Source organism: Cupriavidus sp. 05L310, assembly GCF_056398185.1.
This window is the reverse complement of sequence record NZ_JBFTOX010000011.1, coordinates 14,033-31,153: the sequence shown is the minus strand read 5'-3', so window position 1 is coordinate 31,153 and position 17,121 is coordinate 14,033. Positions and strand designations below refer to the sequence as shown.

General features: G+C 66.6%; 14 protein-coding genes. 9 read left to right on the top strand and 5 right to left on the bottom strand.

The genetic code is table 11. From position 1 onward, the window contains the following. The first annotated feature begins 6 nt into the window (after window positions 1–6). The 3 genes from AC1DS6_RS10070 to AC1DS6_RS10060 are packed head-to-tail and all read left to right on the top strand — an operon-like array spanning window position 7 to window position 2,677. Window positions 7–1,062 (top strand): DUF2157 domain-containing protein, encoded by a 1,056-nt coding sequence (locus tag AC1DS6_RS10070; RefSeq protein WP_441634167.1) that lies wholly within the window; start codon window positions 7–9, stop codon window positions 1,060–1,062. Continuing rightward, window positions 1,059–2,180 carry a DUF4401 domain-containing protein gene (locus AC1DS6_RS10065; RefSeq protein WP_441634165.1) on the top strand — a complete coding sequence of 374 codons (1,122 nt, stop codon included), beginning with the start codon at window positions 1,059–1,061 and terminating at the stop codon, window positions 2,178–2,180. Before AC1DS6_RS10070 ends, AC1DS6_RS10065 begins: the two co-directional genes overlap by 4 nt. Then, window positions 2,177–2,677 carry a GDYXXLXY domain-containing protein gene (locus AC1DS6_RS10060; RefSeq protein ID WP_441634163.1) on the top strand — a complete coding sequence of 167 codons (501 nt, stop codon included), beginning with the start codon at window positions 2,177–2,179 and terminating at the stop codon, window positions 2,675–2,677. The genes AC1DS6_RS10065 and AC1DS6_RS10060 overlap by 4 nt, the downstream gene beginning before the upstream one ends. Window positions 2,678–2,935: 258 nt before the next feature. Here the strand turns inward: AC1DS6_RS10060 and AC1DS6_RS10055 are convergent, their stop codons facing one another. Continuing rightward, on the bottom strand, window positions 2,936–3,340 hold the full coding sequence (locus AC1DS6_RS10055) for a PIN-like domain-containing protein (RefSeq protein ID WP_441634161.1): 405 nt from the start codon (window positions 3,338–3,340) through the stop codon (window positions 2,936–2,938). Continuing rightward, window positions 3,337–3,975 carry a DUF433 domain-containing protein gene (locus AC1DS6_RS10050; RefSeq protein ID WP_441634159.1) on the bottom strand — a complete coding sequence of 213 codons (639 nt, stop codon included), beginning with the start codon at window positions 3,973–3,975 and terminating at the stop codon, window positions 3,337–3,339. The genes AC1DS6_RS10055 and AC1DS6_RS10050 overlap by 4 nt, the downstream gene beginning before the upstream one ends. Before the next feature lie 595 nt (window positions 3,976–4,570). Here AC1DS6_RS10050 and AC1DS6_RS10045 point away from each other — a divergent pair. Continuing rightward, on the top strand, window positions 4,571–4,861 hold the full coding sequence (locus AC1DS6_RS10045; protein ID WP_441634157.1) for a hypothetical protein: 291 nt from the start codon (window positions 4,571–4,573) through the stop codon (window positions 4,859–4,861). A 128-nt stretch (window positions 4,862–4,989) separates the two neighbouring features. Here AC1DS6_RS10045 and ychF read toward each other — a convergent pair whose 3' ends face one another. Further along, on the bottom strand, window positions 4,990–6,081 hold the full coding sequence (gene ychF / locus AC1DS6_RS10040) for a redox-regulated ATPase YchF (protein ID WP_441634155.1): 1,092 nt from the start codon (window positions 6,079–6,081) through the stop codon (window positions 4,990–4,992). A 331-nt stretch (window positions 6,082–6,412) separates the two neighbouring features. Between ychF and AC1DS6_RS10035 the strand changes: the two genes are divergently transcribed. From AC1DS6_RS10035 to AC1DS6_RS10015, 5 genes are all read left to right on the top strand, one after another. Continuing rightward, window positions 6,413–7,669, top strand: coding sequence for a UbiH/UbiF family hydroxylase (locus tag AC1DS6_RS10035; protein ID WP_441634153.1), 1,257 nt, complete (start codon window positions 6,413–6,415; stop codon window positions 7,667–7,669). Window positions 7,670–7,719: 50 nt separating this feature from the next. Beyond that, the gene (locus AC1DS6_RS10030; protein ID WP_441634151.1) at window positions 7,720–8,469 is read left to right on the top strand and encodes a DsbC family protein; all 750 of its coding nucleotides are present in this window, start codon (window positions 7,720–7,722) and stop codon (window positions 8,467–8,469) included. A gap of 81 nt (window positions 8,470–8,550) precedes the next feature. Then, the gene (acuI, locus tag AC1DS6_RS10025) at window positions 8,551–9,540 is read left to right on the top strand and encodes an acrylyl-CoA reductase (NADPH) (protein WP_045238857.1); all 990 of its coding nucleotides are present in this window, start codon (window positions 8,551–8,553) and stop codon (window positions 9,538–9,540) included. A 54-nt stretch (window positions 9,541–9,594) separates the two neighbouring features. Beyond that, the gene (locus AC1DS6_RS10020) at window positions 9,595–11,400 is read left to right on the top strand and encodes a M61 family metallopeptidase (RefSeq protein WP_441634148.1); all 1,806 of its coding nucleotides are present in this window, start codon (window positions 9,595–9,597) and stop codon (window positions 11,398–11,400) included. Between the two features lie 25 nt (window positions 11,401–11,425). After that, window positions 11,426–13,891 (top strand): FUSC family protein, encoded by a 2,466-nt coding sequence (locus tag AC1DS6_RS10015; RefSeq protein ID WP_441634146.1) that lies wholly within the window; start codon window positions 11,426–11,428, stop codon window positions 13,889–13,891. Window positions 13,892–13,918: 27 nt separating this feature from the next. Here the strand turns inward: AC1DS6_RS10015 and AC1DS6_RS10010 are convergent, their stop codons facing one another. Together AC1DS6_RS10010 and AC1DS6_RS10005 are read right to left on the bottom strand one after the other, a co-directional pair. Further along, window positions 13,919–15,271, bottom strand: a complete 1,353-nt coding sequence (locus AC1DS6_RS10010; RefSeq protein WP_441634144.1) for an ABC transporter ATP-binding protein — start codon at window positions 15,269–15,271, stop codon at window positions 13,919–13,921. Window positions 15,272–15,341: 70 nt separating this feature from the next. Next, window positions 15,342–17,096 (bottom strand): ABC transporter permease, encoded by a 1,755-nt coding sequence (locus AC1DS6_RS10005; protein WP_441634142.1) that lies wholly within the window; start codon window positions 17,094–17,096, stop codon window positions 15,342–15,344. Window positions 17,097–17,121: the final 25 nt, after the last annotated feature.

Below are 17,121 nucleotides of genomic sequence, written 5' to 3'. Positions count from 1 at the left end.
GCATCAATGCAGGCAACCACAACGCAGGGTTTTCAAGACCGGCGGGCAGCGCGCCAGGCGCTGGCACACTGGCGTGAGCAGGGCGTGCTCGGCGCCGACGGCGTGGCCGCCGGCTGGCCAGGGACCGAGCCCGACGCGGCGCAGTGGCGGACCTGGCTCGATCGCACGTTGCTGATGCTGGGCGCCGCGCTGCTGTGCGCCGGCGTGATCGTGTTCTTCGCCTTCAACTGGCAGGACCTGCACAAGTTCGCCAAGTTTGGCCTGCTGGCCGGCGCGCTGACGCTGCTGGCGGGATTCGCCTGGCTGCGCCCGCCCGCCGACATGGCGGGGCTGGCGGCGCTTTGCGGCGCCCAGGTGGTGGCCGGCGTGCTGCTGGCCGTGATCGGGCAGGTCTACCAGACCGGCGCGGACGCGTGGCAGCTGTTCGCCCTGTGGGCACTGCTGGCGATCCCGTGGGCGCTGGCCGCGCGCGCGGCGCCGCACTGGTGGGTGGTGATCGTGCTGGCCAATGTCGCGCTGCTGCGGTATTTCAGCGTGCGCCTTGGCGTGGGCGGCATGTTCGACCTGCTGTTTGGCGCGGCTGGCGAACGCGCCACCACGCTCTCGCTGCTGGCGGCCACGCTCGTGCAGCTGGTGCTGTGGTTCGCGCTGCGCGCAGCGGCGCCGGCCTACGGCTTTCGCGGGCTGGCCAGCGCGCGCATCCTTGCCACGCTGGCGTGCGCCTACGCCGGCTGGCTCGGCCTCGCCAGCATCCTGCACAACCGCTTCGATCCCGCCATGTTCGGCGTGGCCATGCTCACGCTGGGCGGGCTGCTGGCCTGGTTCCGGCTGCGGGCATTCGATGTGGTGGCGCTCAGCCTGGCCAGCTTCTCGGTCATCGTGCTGCTGGTGACCGGGGTTGCCCGGCTACTGCTGGAGGGCAGCCGGGACGCGTTCGGCGCCTTCCTGATCCTCGGGCTGCTGACCATCGGTCTGTCCGCGGCGGCGGCGGCTTGGCTGCTGCGCGCCTATCGACACCACGGTCAAGCCCAAAGCGGCGCGCCCAATGGAGAGCCGGCATGACCAGCGACCGTCACGTAGTACAAAGGTTGTGGCAGGACCTGGCCGCGCTCGGCTTGGTGCAAGGGCAGCCGCAAGCCGCACAAGGGCGCACGCCATGGGCCGTCAGGCTGTTGATGGGACTTGCGGGCTGGCTCGGTGCGGTGTTCTTCCTCGCCTTCCTGCTCGGCTCGGTTTTTGTGGCCGCGCGCGACAACGCCACGGCAATGGCGCTCTGCGGCGCCGCCATGATCGCGCTGGCCGCGGTGCTGTACCGGCGCCGCGCGGGCGCCACCGCGCTCGAGCAATTCGCGCTGGCCGTCAGCCTCAGCGGCCAGGGCCTGCTCGTGTACGGCGCGAGCCAGGCCTACGGCGGCGGCCGCCTGCTCGAATCGGCCGCCTTCTGGGGCGCGCTCGCGCTGCTGGAGGCCGTGCTCTATGTGCTGGTCAGCAACCGGCTCCATCGCTTCCTGGCCGCGCTGGGCGTATGGACCGGCGTGGCCCTGGCGCTCCACCTGGCCATGACGCCCGGCCTGCGCCACGTCTGGCAAGCCATGAGCTTCTCGCTAGGCTGGCTCGCGCCCTTCGCCATGACGCTGCTCACCGGCTTCGTGGTGGCGGAAGGGCGGCTCTGCGCCGCCGGTCTGCACAACTGGATCGAGCCGGCCGCGGATGCCACGCTGCTGTTCGCACTGGGCGCGGCCCTGGTGGTGACCGGCCTCAGCCAGCCTCAGGCACTGCTGTTCGATGCCGATACCGGGCGCCACGCCGGCAACTACTGGATGGCTGGCGCGCTGTTTGGCGCGGTGCTCGCCGCGTTTGTACTTGCCGAGGCAGGCCGGATGCAGCTAAGCCCGGCAGTGCGGGGCAGCGCGCTTGTCGGCGCGGTGCTGTTCAGCGCGTTGCTCGCCGGTGCGCCGGCGGTAGTCGCCGCCGCCCTCGCGCTCGGCCTGGCGCTGCGCCGCGGCTCGCTGCCCTGGCTGGGCCTGGCCGTCGCCGCGCTCGGCAGCGGCTTCATCTGGTACTACAGCGCGCTGCACTGGACGCTGCTGATCAAGTCCGCCACGCTCGCCGGCGCCGGCATCGCCGTGCTGCTGCTGCGCCTGGCGCTGCGCCGCGAAGGCGCAAGGAGACAAGCATGAAACGCTGGATATTGTTGGCATGGGTGCTCACGCTCGGGCTGGCCGCCTTCGCCATCGCCGGCAAGGAACGGCTGCTGGCGCATGGCGGCACCGTCTACCTGCGACTGGCGCCAGTCGATCCGCGCTCGCTCATGCAAGGCGACTACATGGCACTGAACTTTGCCATCGCCGAGTCCATCCGCCAGGCAGGCAAGCTGCAAGGCATCGAGCCCACCCGCGAGCAAGTTGCCGTGATCCGCCGCGATGCACGCGGCGAAGCCACCTTCGTGCGCCTGTACACGGGCGCGGCACTGGCCGGCGGCGAGCAACTGCTGCGCTTCCAGAACGTGCCGACCCGCTGGGGCGGCGTGCAGGCACAGGTGTCCACCGATGCGTTCTTCTTCCAGGAAGGGCAGGGGGCGCGGTTCGAGAAGGCGCGCTATGGCGAGTTCCGCGTAGGGCCGGACGGACAGGCGCTGCTGGTGGGGCTGCGGGGGGAGGATTTGGGGGCACTGTGAGAGGTGACAGTTGCCGTCAGCATGCCGCTGTGCGCCAACCATGATTGGATCGGCTGGAACATCAGAGCCGATTCACATTGCTGCGTTGTGTGACCGCCGGCTTGATGGCGCTCGCAGATGCCGGAGGCCCGACGCAAAGCGCGCACTGGTTGCAAGCCCGCGCCTTTTGTAGCTTCCTTGTCCAGGCCAGGTCGAGATCGGGCGTTGGTGCCACAGCCATTGGCATAGGGTGTCGTGAGACGCCGCTTTGCGCCTGTCCTAGAGTTTGACTTGTTCGAACTGGCCTTTGCCAGAGAAGTTGAAGGGAACCTTGAAGGCGGCTCCGCCTTTGATTCCTTCAGATTGCTCGATGATCCGTAGCCACCACCGCACCAGATTGTGCGCAATATCCCAGAGCCTATGGTTTGACCAGCTTTTGTCGAGAAAGAAGACAATTAGCCCCGCACGGCGTAGTGCTTCTCGCTCGAGGCCTTTGTTCAGCTTGTCGTGCGTGATGACCGCCCATCCACCTTCTTGCGAGAGAGCGTCGATCCAGGCCGCATCCGTTGTGTCTTGTGGGAAGCGGTCTCGCAAGGGAGCGACGGAGTGCCCGTATGGTTCGGAAAGCGAGTGGAGCGCCCGTGCCAGCGCTGGAGAGAGATTGTTGTCAGCGAAGAACTTCACGCTACCAGGCGTTCTTCAAACGCGACTGCGGCCTCCACCGAGGCAACAGGCACTTCATACAACCTGGCAACAAGCTGTTTGTCGCCTTCGGCCTGGAATGCCTCGGCGAGGATTGAAGTTCTGATGGCGCCATCAGTGACAATGGGCTTGCCGAAGGCGATTGCAGGATCCAAGACCACGGCCTTGCTGCGCAGCGTCGGGTACCAGCGCGCGGCGGCATCGTCAGCACCAAATTCGATGCCACGATACAAAGAGGGCTCGATGATCTTCTGAAACGCGTACTGGCTTTTCACCAAGTCCAGCAATTCGGTCTCACCGGATTCTTGTATGGTGGACGCGAAGATTGTGCGGCCGTCCGTCTGGAAACGGCGGGAGGTAAAGGGATGTGGCAGGGCAAAAAGCTCGCGTGCCTTGCGGCTGGCGAGGCGTATCGTTTGCAGGCTGACGCCGTGCTGGCGAAACGCTCGGACGAATCGGACTTCCAGCAAATCATGAAAACTGATCCCATCCACGTCCGCTTCCGCCAGTTCGGTCTCCCAAAGTGGAGCAACCGGGACCGCATGCCGGGTTGTCTTGTCCCGATATGCATAGCCGTCCAGCCAGCGCCGCAGGTCGCGCACGGGTCGCAGCTTCATGGAAGGTGTATAGGCCAATGCCAGTCAACTTCATCATTGCCCCCTCCTTCCACGTAGTGTCCTGCCAGCTAAATGCCGGCGGCGAATCTGGATATTTTAGCGGCTTCGCGGGCGTGCAGTTGTCATGTTTTCGTTAACACGCTCCGGTGCCTGACCGGCGTGAGTCTACTAGGGAGCAGCTCCAATCTGTGTTTGTGCTTCTTCGTGGAGTCAGCAGCCGATGCCTCGGGAATGCGCAAGATCATTGCTGCCGGCGCTATACTAGGGGAGCCGCTGCAACCACAGCGACCGGGATTGGCGTCCCGAAAACGTAGGCGGATAACCGCCGCCAGGCGGTTTTTTCCGTCGCGCCTTCGCACGTCCCTATGGGCGGGCCTGGGCGGGGGAGCCTTCGGGCTCGCCGGTTCCCTACGTTCTGGTACGCCAACCCTGCCTTGCGCCCGCCCACCCCGATTGGCGTCGGGGGAGCGGAGTTGAAACCGCAACGTAGGAGGCATCTGCATGCCCCAGTCTTCGTACGCCCATTTCGGGCAATCTGTATTTCCCCAAACTCCTCCCGGTTAGCGCGAGCGCGCTTCCCAACGGAGGGCGTTCGATGTGTAAGCACCCGCAGTACAACATTAGCGCCGAGCAGACAGGCCGCGATATCTTCGTGACCGCGCACGCTGCATCCGAAAGCCCGCTTAGCCTCGCCGCGGAAAAGGCTGCCCAACTCAACGCGCTGCTGTCGGTCGCGATCGAGAACGCTGCCGGTGGCACCCTTGCGAACTTGACTGACGAGACACAAGGTCACCTGCTCTCGCTGGCGGCGACACTCGCTAACGAAGCGCTGGTGTTGAGCGAACTCGCGGTCTTGCGGGACTCGGAGGGCGCGCATGATGGATGAATTTGCGGTGGCTCGGCACGAGCGACGGGCCGTCACCTGAAACAGAAAGCCCCGCAGGCACACATGCCTTGCGGGGCTCATTTTTCGTCGCCCGCCGAATCCAGCCGGCGGACAGTGGCGCAGTCTGCTTAGACGTTAAACAAGAAGTTCATCACGTCGCCATCCTTCACCACATACTCCTTGCCTTCCGCGCGCATCTTGCCGGCTTCCTTGGCGCCTTGCTCACCTTTGTAGGTAATGAAGTCTTCATAGGCGATGGTCTGGGCGCGGATGAAGCCGCGTTCGAAGTCGGTGTGGATCACGCCGGCCGCCTGCGGAGCGGTGTCGCCCACATGGATCGTCCACGCGCGCACTTCCTTCACGCCGGCGGTGAAATAGGTCTGCAGGCCCAGCAGGGTAAAGCCCGCACGGATCACGCGGTCCAGGCCGGGTTCTTCCATGCCGAGGTCGGCCAGGAACTCGGCCTTGTCCGCATCGTCGAGGTCGGCGATCTCGGCTTCGATGGCGGCGCAGACGGCCACGACCGGCGACTTGGTCTTGGCGGCGTGGGCGCGCACGGCGTCCAGGTGCGGATTGTTCTCGAAGCCGTCTTCACGCACGTTGGCTACGTACATGGTGGGCTTGGCGGTGATCAGGCACAGCGGCTTGATGGCGGCCCATTCTTCGTCCGACAGGTCGAGCGTGCGCACGGCCTTGGCTTCGTTGAGCACGGCCTGGGCCTTTTCCAGCACGGCCACCAGGCGCAGCGCTTCCTTGTCACCGGCGCGCGCGGGCTTGATGTAGCGGGCGTGGGCCTTTTCCACGGTGGCGAGGTCAGCCAGCGCCAGTTCGGTATTGATCACCTCGATGTCGGACAGCGGATCGACCTTGCCGGCGACGTGGATGACGTTCTCGTCCTCGAAGCAGCGCACCACGTGGGTGATGGCGTCGGTTTCGCGGATATTGGCCAGGAACTGGTTGCCCAGGCCTTCACCCTTGGAGGCGCCCGCCACCAGGCCGGCGATGTCGACGAATTCGACCACGGCCGGCAGGACGCGCTCGGGCTTGACGATCTCGGCCAGGTTGACAAGCCTCGGATCCGGCACTTCCACCACGCCCACATTGGGCTCGATGGTGCAGAACGGGTAGTTCTCGGCGGCGATGCCGGCCTTGGTCAGGGCGTTGAACAGCGTGGACTTGCCGACGTTGGGCAGGCCGACGATGCCGCATTTGAGGCTCATGGTAAACCTTTAAAAATCAATGGGTTGCGGTTCGCCCTGGGTGCGTCTGGCGCGGTTGGCGCGGCGATTGGGACGCAGAGGGGAAAAGTGCAGCACGAGGCAAGACAGCCAAAGCGGGGCTTCACTCACCGCTTTTGTGCCGGAATTGCCATCGGAAAGATGGCTATTGTAACCTCGCCAGACGTTGCGCTGAACCCGCCGGCCGCTCCCTCTGGTCCTCGTATTTCCTCGCTCTCCGCAGGTACCCCCGTTTGCCCTGCACGTTACGCGGCCGGTTCCGACGCGCGTGGGTACGGCAAGGGCAATGTGCCGGGGTGGCTATAATTCACGCATGACTCGTCCATCTCCCTCCCGTTTCCAGGTTGCCGTGGTCGGCGGCGGCATCGTCGGCAAGGCTTGTGCGTTGCTGCTGGCCCAGCAGGGCATGCAGGTGGCGCTGATCGCGCCGCGGCCCCGCGGGGCCGTGCCGGAGCCGGACCAGTGGGACAGCCGCATCTACGCCTTCTCGGCGAGTTCGCAGGCGTTGCTGGAGCAGTTGCGTGTGTGGGAGGCGCTGGATCCCGCACGGATGCAAATGGTGTCCGATATGCGTGTGTTCGGCGATGTGAGCGCAGCGCAGGCCGATACCCCGGCCGCCGGCGACCTGCATTTTTCGGCATATGCCGCGACCGTGCCGCAACTGGCCTGGATCATCGAATCCGGCCATGTCGAGCGCGTGCTCGATACCGCCTTGCGTTTCCAGCCACAGGTGCACTGGCATGACGATACCGCGGCGGCCTTCGCGCGCGACCACGAGGGCGCCACGCTGACGCTCGCCGGTGGCGACAAGGTGCGCGCCGCCTGCGTGGTGGGCGCGGATGGCGCGCGTTCGTGGCTGCGCGACCAGTGTCATATCGCAGTTGCGAAGCGCCGCTACCGCCAGCTCGGCGTGGTGGCCAATTTCGAGTGCGAGCTCCCGCATCAGGACACGGCCTGGCAGTGGTTCCTGGGTACGCCCCCCAAGCTGATGGCCGACGAGGAGCCCGCCAACGGCGAGATCCTGGCGCTGTTGCCTTTGCCCGGACGCCGCGTCTCCATGGTGTGGTCGGCCGAGGAGGGCCACGCGAGCGACCTGCTGGCGCTGTCTCCGGAGGCACTGGCTGATACCGTGATGCAGGCCGCCAGCGGCGCCGTGGGGCGCCAGTTCGGCGCGCTGCGCTGCGTGACGCCGGCGCAGGGCTTCCCCCTGGTGCTGCAGCGCGCCGAGCAGTTCGTCCAGCCGCACGTGGTACTGGTAGGCGACGCAGCGCACGTGGTGCACCCGCTGGCCGGCCAGGGCATGAACCTGGGTTTGCGCGATGTGGCGGAACTTGGCCGCGTAATGGCCGACAAAGAGTCTTTCCGTGGCGAAGGCGACCTGCGCCTGCTGCGCCGCTATGAGCGGGCGCGCGCCACAGACCTGCTTTCCCTGACGGCTGCCACCGATGGCCTGCACCGGCTGTTTTCCCTGCCTGGCGGCATCGCACGCGCAGTGCGCAATACCGGCATGAGGGCGGTGGGAGGGCAGCCGCTGCTTAAACGTTTTCTTATCGGGCGCGCGCTGGGCTGAGCCCCGAGCCCGTCTCACGCGTACCGAACCATCGATTCACTGGAGTCAACATGTTGCAATTCCTGCGCCGCCGTACCGCCCTGTCAGCCACCATCGTTGGCGGTTTGGCGGCTGCCGGCTTCGCGCTCCACGCCATGGCTGCCGGCGATCCCGGCACCGACCGCATCAAGGAATCGATGCAGAAGATGCTCGGCGGGCGCGCCGAAGTGAAGAGCGTGGCCAAGACCCCGGTGCCCGGCTTGTTCGAAGTCAATGTCGGCGGCCAGGTGGTCTATACGGATGCGACCGGCCGCTACATCATCAATGGCGAGATGGTCGACAGCAAGACCGGCACCAACCTGACCGAGGAGCGGCTGGCCGAAATCAACCGCATCAAGTGGTCGGACCTGCCGCTGGCGCGCGCCATCAAGTGGAGCAAGGGCGACGGCAGCCGCCAGGTGGCGGTGTTCTCCGACCCGAACTGCGGTTACTGCAAGCGCATCGAGCAGACCTTCCAGCAGATGGACAACATCACGGTCTACACCTTCCTCTATCCGGTGCTGTCGCCAGATTCCTCCGTGAAGGCCAAGCAGGTCTGGTGCGCAACCGACCGCACCAAGGCCTGGCGCGACTGGATGCTGAGCCATGTGGCGCTGACCGGCAACGGCAGCTGCAAGACGCCGGTGGATGACAACCTGGCGCTCGGCCAGAGCCTGAATATCACCGGTACCCCGGCAGTGTTCTTCATGGACGGCACCCGCATCCCCGGCGCCGCGGACGTTGCCACGCTCGAGCGCAAGCTCGCCAGCCTCAAGAAGTAAGCACTTGGCGCCGGCGGCCTCCCGGCGCTGCCGTGCCGGGGGCGTCCGGATGTCTTTCATCAAGAATCCGAAGGAGACACCATGACGTTCCAGGCTTTGCTGCTGACCCAGGCGGACGGCGCCACCCAGGCCGCCGTTACCGCGCTCGATGAATCCAGCCTCCCCGCCGAGGGCGACGTGCTGGTCGCCGTCGATTACTCCACCATCAATTTCAAGGACGGGCTGGCCATCACGGGCCGCTCGCCGGTGGTGCGCAAGTGGCCGATGGTCGCGGGCATCGACGGGGCCGGCACGGTGCTGGAATCCACGCATCCGCGCTGGAAGGCCGGCGACAAGGTCGTGCTCAACGGCTATGGCGTGGGCGAGACGCACTGGGGCTGCCTGGCGCAGCGCGCGCGCCTCAAGGGCGACTGGCTGGTGGCCTTGCCGGATGCCTTCACCACGCGGCAGGCCATGGCCATCGGCACCGCGGGCTATACCGCCATGCTGTCGGTACTGGCGCTGGAGCGCGCCGGGGTCAAGCCGGGCGATGGCGAGGTGCTGGTGACCGGTGCCTCGGGCGGGGTGGGCTCGGTCGCCATCGCGATCCTGTCCCGGCTGGGCTATCGCGTGGTGGCGTCCACCGGCAAGACTGCCGAGGCTGACTTCCTCAAAGCGCTGGGCGCGGCGGATGTCGTCGACCGCACCGAACTCGGCAAGCCGAACAAGCCGATGCAAAAGGAGCGCTGGGCCGCGGTGGTGGACTCGGTGGGTTCGCATACGCTGGTCAACGCCTGCGCGCAGGTGCGCTACGGCGGCGCCGTGACGGCCTGCGGGCTGGCGCAAGGACTGGACTTCCCGGGCTCGGTGGCGCCCTTTATCCTGCGCGGCATCACGCTTTACGGCATCGATAGCGTGATGGCGCCGATGGCGCGGCGCGAGGAAGCCTGGCAACGCCTGGCGCAAGACCTGGAGCCGGATCGCCTGCGCGCCATTACCCGCGAGATCGGCTTGTCCGAGGCGATCGAGGCTGGCCGCAAGATCGTCGATGGCGGCATGCGCGGCCGCGTGGTGGTGAACGTCAACGCCTGAGCCGGCGCGGGGTCCGGGGCAGGCGGGGCCGGGCATGGCGCTACAATCACGCTCATGAAGCCGATCCATTACGCCATCGCCCCGCTTCAACCCGAAGCGCACTTGTTCGCCGTCACTGTCACGGTCGACGCCCCCGATCCCGCCGGCCAGCAGTTCTACCTGCCGGCGTGGATTCCCGGCAGCTACATGATCCGCGACTTCGCACGCAATATCGTGCGCATCCGCGCGGATGCCGGCGGCAAGCCGGTGGCACTCGCCAAGCTCGACAAGCAGAGCTGGCAGGCGGCGCCGGTGGACGGGCCGCTCGCGCTCAGCTACGAGGTCTACGCCTGGGATCTGTCGGTGCGCGCCGCGCACCTCGACGCCACCCACGGATTCTTCAACGGCAGTTCCGTGTTCCTGTGCGCCGAAGGGCAGGAAGATCGTCCCTGCACGGTGGACATTCATGCGCCAGCCGGCGAGGCCTATACCGGCTGGCGCGTCGCCACCGCCATGCGCGAAGCGGCTGGCCGCGGCGGCGCCAAGCGCTACGGCTTCGGCCGCTACCAGGTTGCCGACTACGACGAGCTGGTCGACCACCCGGTCGAGATGGGCAACTTCACCATGGGCAGCTTCCGGGCCTGCGGCGCCCAGCACGACGTGGTGTTCACGGGCCGCGTGCCGCAACTCGACCTCGACCGCGTGTGCCGCGATCTGAAGCAGATCTGCGAAGCGCAGATCCGGCTGTTCGAGCCCAAGACGGAAAAAGCACCGTTCCTCGACAGCAACCGCCGCTACGTGTTCATGACCATGGTCACCACCGACGGCTACGGCGGGCTGGAGCATCGCGCCAGCACGGCGCTGATTTGCGGGCGCGCGGACCTGCCGGCGCTTGGCAAGGAGGAGGCCACCGAGGGCTACCGCACCTTCCTCGGGCTGTGCAGCCACGAATATTTCCACACCTGGAACGTCAAGCGCGTCAAGCCCGCGGCCTTCGTGCCGTACCGGCTGCGCGAAGAAACCTATACGCCGTTGCTGTGGCTGTTCGAGGGTTTCACCAGCTATTACGACGACCTGATGCTGGTGCGCAGCGGCCGCATCACCGAGAAGCAGTACGTGGAGCTGCTGGCCAAGACCTGGAACGGCGTGCTGCGCGGCAATGGCCGCACCAAGCAGAGCGTGGCCGAAAGCTCTTTCGATGCCTGGACCAAGTACTACCGCCAGGACGAGAACGCGCCCAACGCTATCGTCAGCTATTACACCAAGGGTTCGCTGGTGGCGCTGGCGCTGGATCTCACCATCCGCGCCAGGACCCGCAACCGGCGCTCGCTCGACGACATCATGCGCGCGCTGTGGCAGCGCTATGGCAGCGGCTTCTATGCGCCGGGCGCGCAGCAGCGCGGCGTCACCGAGGCGGAGCTGCATGCCTTGTTCGACGAGGTCAGCGGCCTGCGCCTGGGCGCGCTGCTGCGCTCGCTGACCGAGGGCACCGGCGAGCTGCAGCTGGCGGCGCTGTTCAAGCCTTTCGGCATCAAGGCGGTGCCGGCCAAGCCGGAGCGCAACGCCGCGCTCGGCATCAAGACCAAGAACGAAGACGGCTGGGTGCGCGTGACCCAGGTACTCGATGGCGGCGCGGCGCAGGCGGCCGGGCTTTCGGCGGGCGACCTGCTGGCCGCGGTGGATGGCCTGCGCGTGGCACCGGGGCAGCTCGACAAGCTGCTGGCGCGCTACCGCACCGGCGACAGCGCCGAATGCCACGTGTTCCGCCGCGACGAGCTGCACGTGCTGCCGCTGACCTTCGCGCGCGAGCCGGCGGCGCAGTACACCGTGACGGCCGAAGGCGGCCGCCAGGCCATGCGCGCGCGCTGGCTGGGCCTCTAGGCCGGTAAGGACCACACGCCGCCACATGCAATACGCGCACGACGCCCGCACCTTCGTCTATTCGCATTACGTCTATCGCGGGCTGCGCTCCGCGACCGGGGTGATCGGCGCCACGCTGATCGCCATGCAGTTCACGGACCTGCCCACCGCCATGGTGGTGTCGATGGGCGCGCTGTGCACCAGCCTGATGGACCTGCCCAGCCCGTTCAGCCACAAGTTCAATGAGATGCTGGCCAGCGTGCTGCTGTGCACGGCGGTGACCTTGCTGGTGGCCATGGCCACGCCGTTCCCGCGCGTGATGCCGCTGGTGCTGGTACTGGTGACCTTCATGGCCGGCATGATGACGGTGTATGGCAACAAGACCCTGCCATTGCAGTTCTCGGCCTTGTTTGTCATGACGCTGACCATCAACGAGGACTTCGTGGTGCGGCGCGCGTTCGAGCATGCCTTGTTGTTCGGCATTGGCGCGGTGGCCTACATGGCCTACGCGATGGTGGTGAGCTGGGCAACGCAGCGGCGCACCAAGCAGCAGGTGCTGGCCGAGGCGCTGTACGAGATGGCGGGCTACCTCCAGATCAAGGCGGGCTTTTACGATGCCGGCAATGACTACGAGGCGCAGTTCAACCAGCTGGTGCGCCAGCAGATCGTGGTGGCGGAGCGGCAGCAGGCGGCGCGCGACCTGGTGCTGCGCGGCAACACCACCACCCACGACGGGCTGCTGGTGCAGGTCCATTTGCGCATGCTGGACCTGTACGAGTACATCCTTTCCACCAATACGGATTACCCGCTGCTGCGCCAGACCTTTGCCGGCACGCCGGTGCTCGATCACCTGAGCCGGCTGGTACAGCTGATGTGCAAGGATGTGGAAGGGATCGCCTACGACATCACGCGTGGCCGGCCTTCCTACGCCACCGTGGACTACCGCCAGGAGCTGCGTGCGGTCGAGCACGAGATCGCGCAGCTGCGCCATCACCACATCAACGCCGCGGCGATGACGGCGGTGGCGGAGACGCTCGACATGATCAAGGGCGCCATCGTGCTGGTGGAACAACTGCACGAGGCGTCGCGCACGCCGGTGGAGCCCAGCAAGGTGCTGCCCGGGCCGGACATGACGCCCTTCCTCACGCGCCAGCGCTACGAGCTCAAGGTGCTGCGCGACAACCTGCACTGGAAATCGCCCGCCTTCCGCTTTGCGGTGCGCATCACCATGGCGGTGGGGGCGGGGCTGTGGATCGCCGATCACCTGCCGTATGTGTCGCACAGTTACTGGATCCTGCTGACCATCATCGTGATCCTGAAGCCCAACTTCAGCATGACCAAGCAGCGCTACAACGATCGCCTGATCGGCACGCTGATTGGCTGCGTGATCGCGGTAGCCGTGCTCAGGGTTGTGCACCAGCCGCTGATCCTGCTGGGCGTGCTGTTCCTGGCGCTGGTGGCGAGCACGGCGTTTTCCACCATCAAGTACCGCTACACCGCGGTGGCGGCCTGCGTGCAGGTGCTGATCCAGATCAACCTGCTGATGCCGGGCAGCCCCACCGTGGCTGGCGAGCGGCTGATCGATACCGTGATCGGCGGGCTGATCGCCACGGTGTTCAGCTTCGTGCTGCCCAGCTGGGAATACCGCGCGCTGCCCGCGCTGGTGGAGACCGTGCTTGAGGTCAACCGCCGCTACATTGCCGCCACGCGCGACCTGCTGCTGCGCGTGGCCAAGGACGATTTTGCCTACCGGGTGCAGCGCAAGCAGTTCATGGACAGCCTGTCCGCGCTGATTGGTTCGTTCCAGCGCATGCTCGACGAGCCAAAGAGCCGGCATCGCGCGGTGGACAACCTGAACCGCTTTATCGTGCAGAACTACCTGGTGGCGGCGCACGTGGCCGCGGCACGCATCCAGGTGCGCGAGCATTATGGCGAGCTGGATTTGCCGGCCGCCGAAAGCGCTATCCGCCAGGCCACCGATGCCGCTGTTCACAGTCTGCAACTGGCCAGTGAAAGGCTGGCCGAGGGCGATCGCTTCGGCGGGCGTGGCGCGGGATTCATTCGTCCGGCGAAGGGCAAGGCGGCGGTAAAGGAACCGAAGGCGGCTGACGTGGCCAACGAGAGCACCGGCGCCGCGATGGCAGGCGCTGCCGGGGTCGCCGTTGCGGGCGTAGCCGCCAGCGTCTCCGATGCCCATGCGGCCCGGACCGCCGACCTGGCGCTTGCCGCGGCCACCGCCGATGCGCCGCCGCCGTCCGAAGACGCCAGCGAGCGCCGTGCCCGCCTGGCCGATTCGGCCGACCGCCGCCGCGCCGATGTGCTGGTGCATGCCGCAGCGTCGGGCGAGCTGACACGCGCTGCCAGCGAAGCCGGCGGCACCGCCAGTACGGCCAGCTCAACCGGCCGCACCGCCAATGCCGTCCTGGAGCGCCGCCTGCGCGCGTTGCGCGAGGACACCGCAAAGATCGCCCTGCGCACCGGCGCGATCGGCCGCGCGATGCGGGAGCGCTAGGCTACCGGGCCGCCGGGCCAAACGCAATCAGGGCTGGGTGTCCGTGCCCGCGCCCGGCGCCGGCTGCTCTTCCCGCGGCAGCGTCAGCATGCCGCTGTTGTAGCTGTATTCATAGACCTCCCCGTAGCGCCCCCATTCGATGCCGATGGTCAGCACGCGCTTGGCTTCTTCCGGTTTGAGGAAAGCCTCGAGTTCCCGCAGCACGTGTTCTTCGCGGATCTCGCCGTCCTCGGACTGTTCGAGCTCGCGGCGGATGTGCGCGGCCAGTGCCACGTGTTGCAGCAGTTGCCTGCCGAACAGCACCTTGCGCTCCGGTGGCTCCGTCTCGTAGTAGGCGCGGCCGAGGTCGGTGGCGTTGATGTCGCCGCGTTCGATGGTCGCCAGCTTCAGCAGGTGCAGGGCCTCGCAGGCGGGCAGCAGGTCATCGTCGGTGAGGCTGGCTTCCTCGGCCAGGTGCGGCAGGTCGGCCCGGCCGAAGAAAGGCGCTTCGCAGAGCAGGTCGAGAATGGCCTCCATCTGGCTGATGTCGGCGTCCGGCAGGCGGTAGCCGATGTCCTGGGCCGCCGCCAGCGCGGGCGCGCGTGGCTCAAGCGCCGCGGGCGACGTCATCAGCGTGTAGACCTCGTCGATCAGCGCGCGTACCTGCGCCGAATCGCGGTTGCGCGGGCGCGGGAACGGGATCTTCACCTCGGCGCGGATGCGGCCCGGATCGCTCGACAGGACTACGATGCGATCGGCCATCATCACCGCTTCTTCGATATTGTGCGAGACGATCAGGATGCACTTGATATTGGTGCGGCCGTCTTCCCACAGGTCGAGCATCTCGTCGCGCAGGGTCTCGCCGGTCAGCACGTCGAGCGCGGAAAAGGCTTCGTCCATCAGCAGCAGGTCGGGTTCGGTCACCAGCGCGCGGGCAATGCCGACGCGCTGGCGCATGCCGCCGGAGAGTTCGCGCGGCAGCGCGCTGTTGAAGCCCGACAGGCCAATCATGTCGATCGCCGCCTCGGCCCGGCGGCCGCGCTCCTCCTTGTGCACGCCCTGGGCTTCCAGCCCCAGTTCCACGTTCTGCTGCACGGTCAGCCACGGGAACAGCGCGAACGACTGGAACACCATGGCGATGCCTTCGGCCGTGCCGCGCAACGGCTGCCCGCGAAAATGCACCTGGCCGCGATCCGCGCCTACCAGCCCGGCCATGATGCGCAGCAGCGTGGACTTGCCCGAACCGGACTTGCCCAGCATGGCGACGATCTCGCCGCGCTTGAGGGTCAGGTCCACGCCTTCGAGCACCGCGCGGTCGGTACGGTCCGCGGTGCGGAAGATTTTCGAGACGCCGCGCAGTTCGATGACGGATTCGACTGCGTTTGCGATGGGGCTTGCCATGATGATGTTCCGTTCGAGTTCAGGGCTTTGCCGCCTGTACGGCTTGTATGGCTTGTGCGGCTTGTGCGGGTCAGAGGCGCGTGCGTTCCTGCGCGAGCAGGTACAGGCGGTTCCACAGCAGGCGGTTGAAGCCCACCACGAACACCGCCATCACGCCGATGCCCAGCGCGATGCGGGGAAAGTCGCCCTTGGCGGTCATTTCCGCGATATAGCTGCCCAGGCCGGTGGCGACCAGCGTGCGGTCGCCCCAGGTGACGTATTCGGAGACGATACTCGCATTCCATGAGCCGCCCGCCGCGGTCACCAGGCCGGTCAGCAGGCTGGGGAACACGGCCGGGATCAGGAAGCGCTTCCACAACAGCCAGCCGCGCAGGCCAAAGTTGCGCGCCGCCAGTTTGAGTTCGGTGGGGATGCCGGAGGCGCCGGCAATCACGTTGAACAGGATGTACCACTGCGTGCCGAAAATCATCAGCGGACTCAGCCAGATTTCGGGGTTCAGGCCGAAGCGCACGATCAGCATCACCACCAGCGGGAACATCAGGTTGGCCGGGAAGGCGGCCAGGAACTGCGCCACCGGCTGCGCGATGCGCGCCACCTTCGGGTTCAGGCCGATGCGGATGCCGATCGGCACCCAGATCACCGCCGCCAGCGCGATCAGCACGATCACCCGCACCATCGTCAGCGAGCCCAGCCACAGCACATGGCCCACCTCCGCCCAGCCCACCTCCGTACGCACGAAATGCATCACGCGATACAAGGCCGCCACCGCGATCAGGATGATGACGAGATTGCTCAGGCGCTCGAACCACAGCGCGCGCCGGTCATCGCTGGCTTTGGGGTCCACTGCCTTGCGGCCCGAGCGCCAGGCCAGCGTGCGTTCCGCCAACGCTGCCGTGCGGCCCAGCAGCATGCGCACCCATTCCGAGCGGCGCAGCAGGTTGAGCAGCCACGATTGCGGCTCGCTTTCCTGTGCCATGGTCTCGAAGCGGAAGCGGTCGGCCCAGGCGATCAGCGGACGGAAGAACAACTGGTCATAGAGCACGATGCCGATCAGCATGGCCAGGATGGCCCAGCCGATCGCCGCCAGGTCTTGCTGCTGGATCGCCAGCGCGATGTAGGAGCCGATGCCCGGCAACCGGATGTCGTTGCCCGACACCGAGATGGCCTCGGAAGCCACCACGAAGAACCAGCCGCCGGACATCGACATCATCATGTTCCACAGCAGGCCCGGCATGGCGAAGGGCACTTCGAGGCGCCAGAATTTCTGCCACGCCGAGAGCCGGAACATGGCGGCCGCTTCCACCAGGTCGGTCGGAATGGTGCGGATCGACTGGTACAGGCTGAACGCCATATTCCAGGCCTGCGAGGTGAAGATGGCGAAGATGGCGGCGCACTCGACGCCTACCAGGCTGCCGGGGAACAGCGCGATGAAACCGGTCACGGTGATCGACAGGAAGCCCAGCACCGGAATCGATTGCAGAATGTCCAGCGCCGGGACCATCACTTTCTCGGCGGTGCGGTTCTTGGAGGCCAGCGCGGCAAAGGCAAAGGTGAACAGGAGCGACGCCATCAGCGCCACCAGCATGCGGATGCTGGTGCGCATCAGGTAATACGGCAGGTAGGCGATGTCCAGATGCACCGCCAGCGGCTCGCCGGGCTGGTAGGGCACGTTCATTTGCCGGGCGGCAAAGGCCACCAGCACGATCACCGCCAGGATGATGGGCAGCAGCGCCAGGTCGAATCGGTTCGGCGGCGCGGTCAGCAACTGGCTGGCATAGCCTCGGAGTGTGACCGAGCTGGCCTGGTCGTGTTCGGCTTGCTGCATTATCTTGACAGTGGATCGTTGAGCG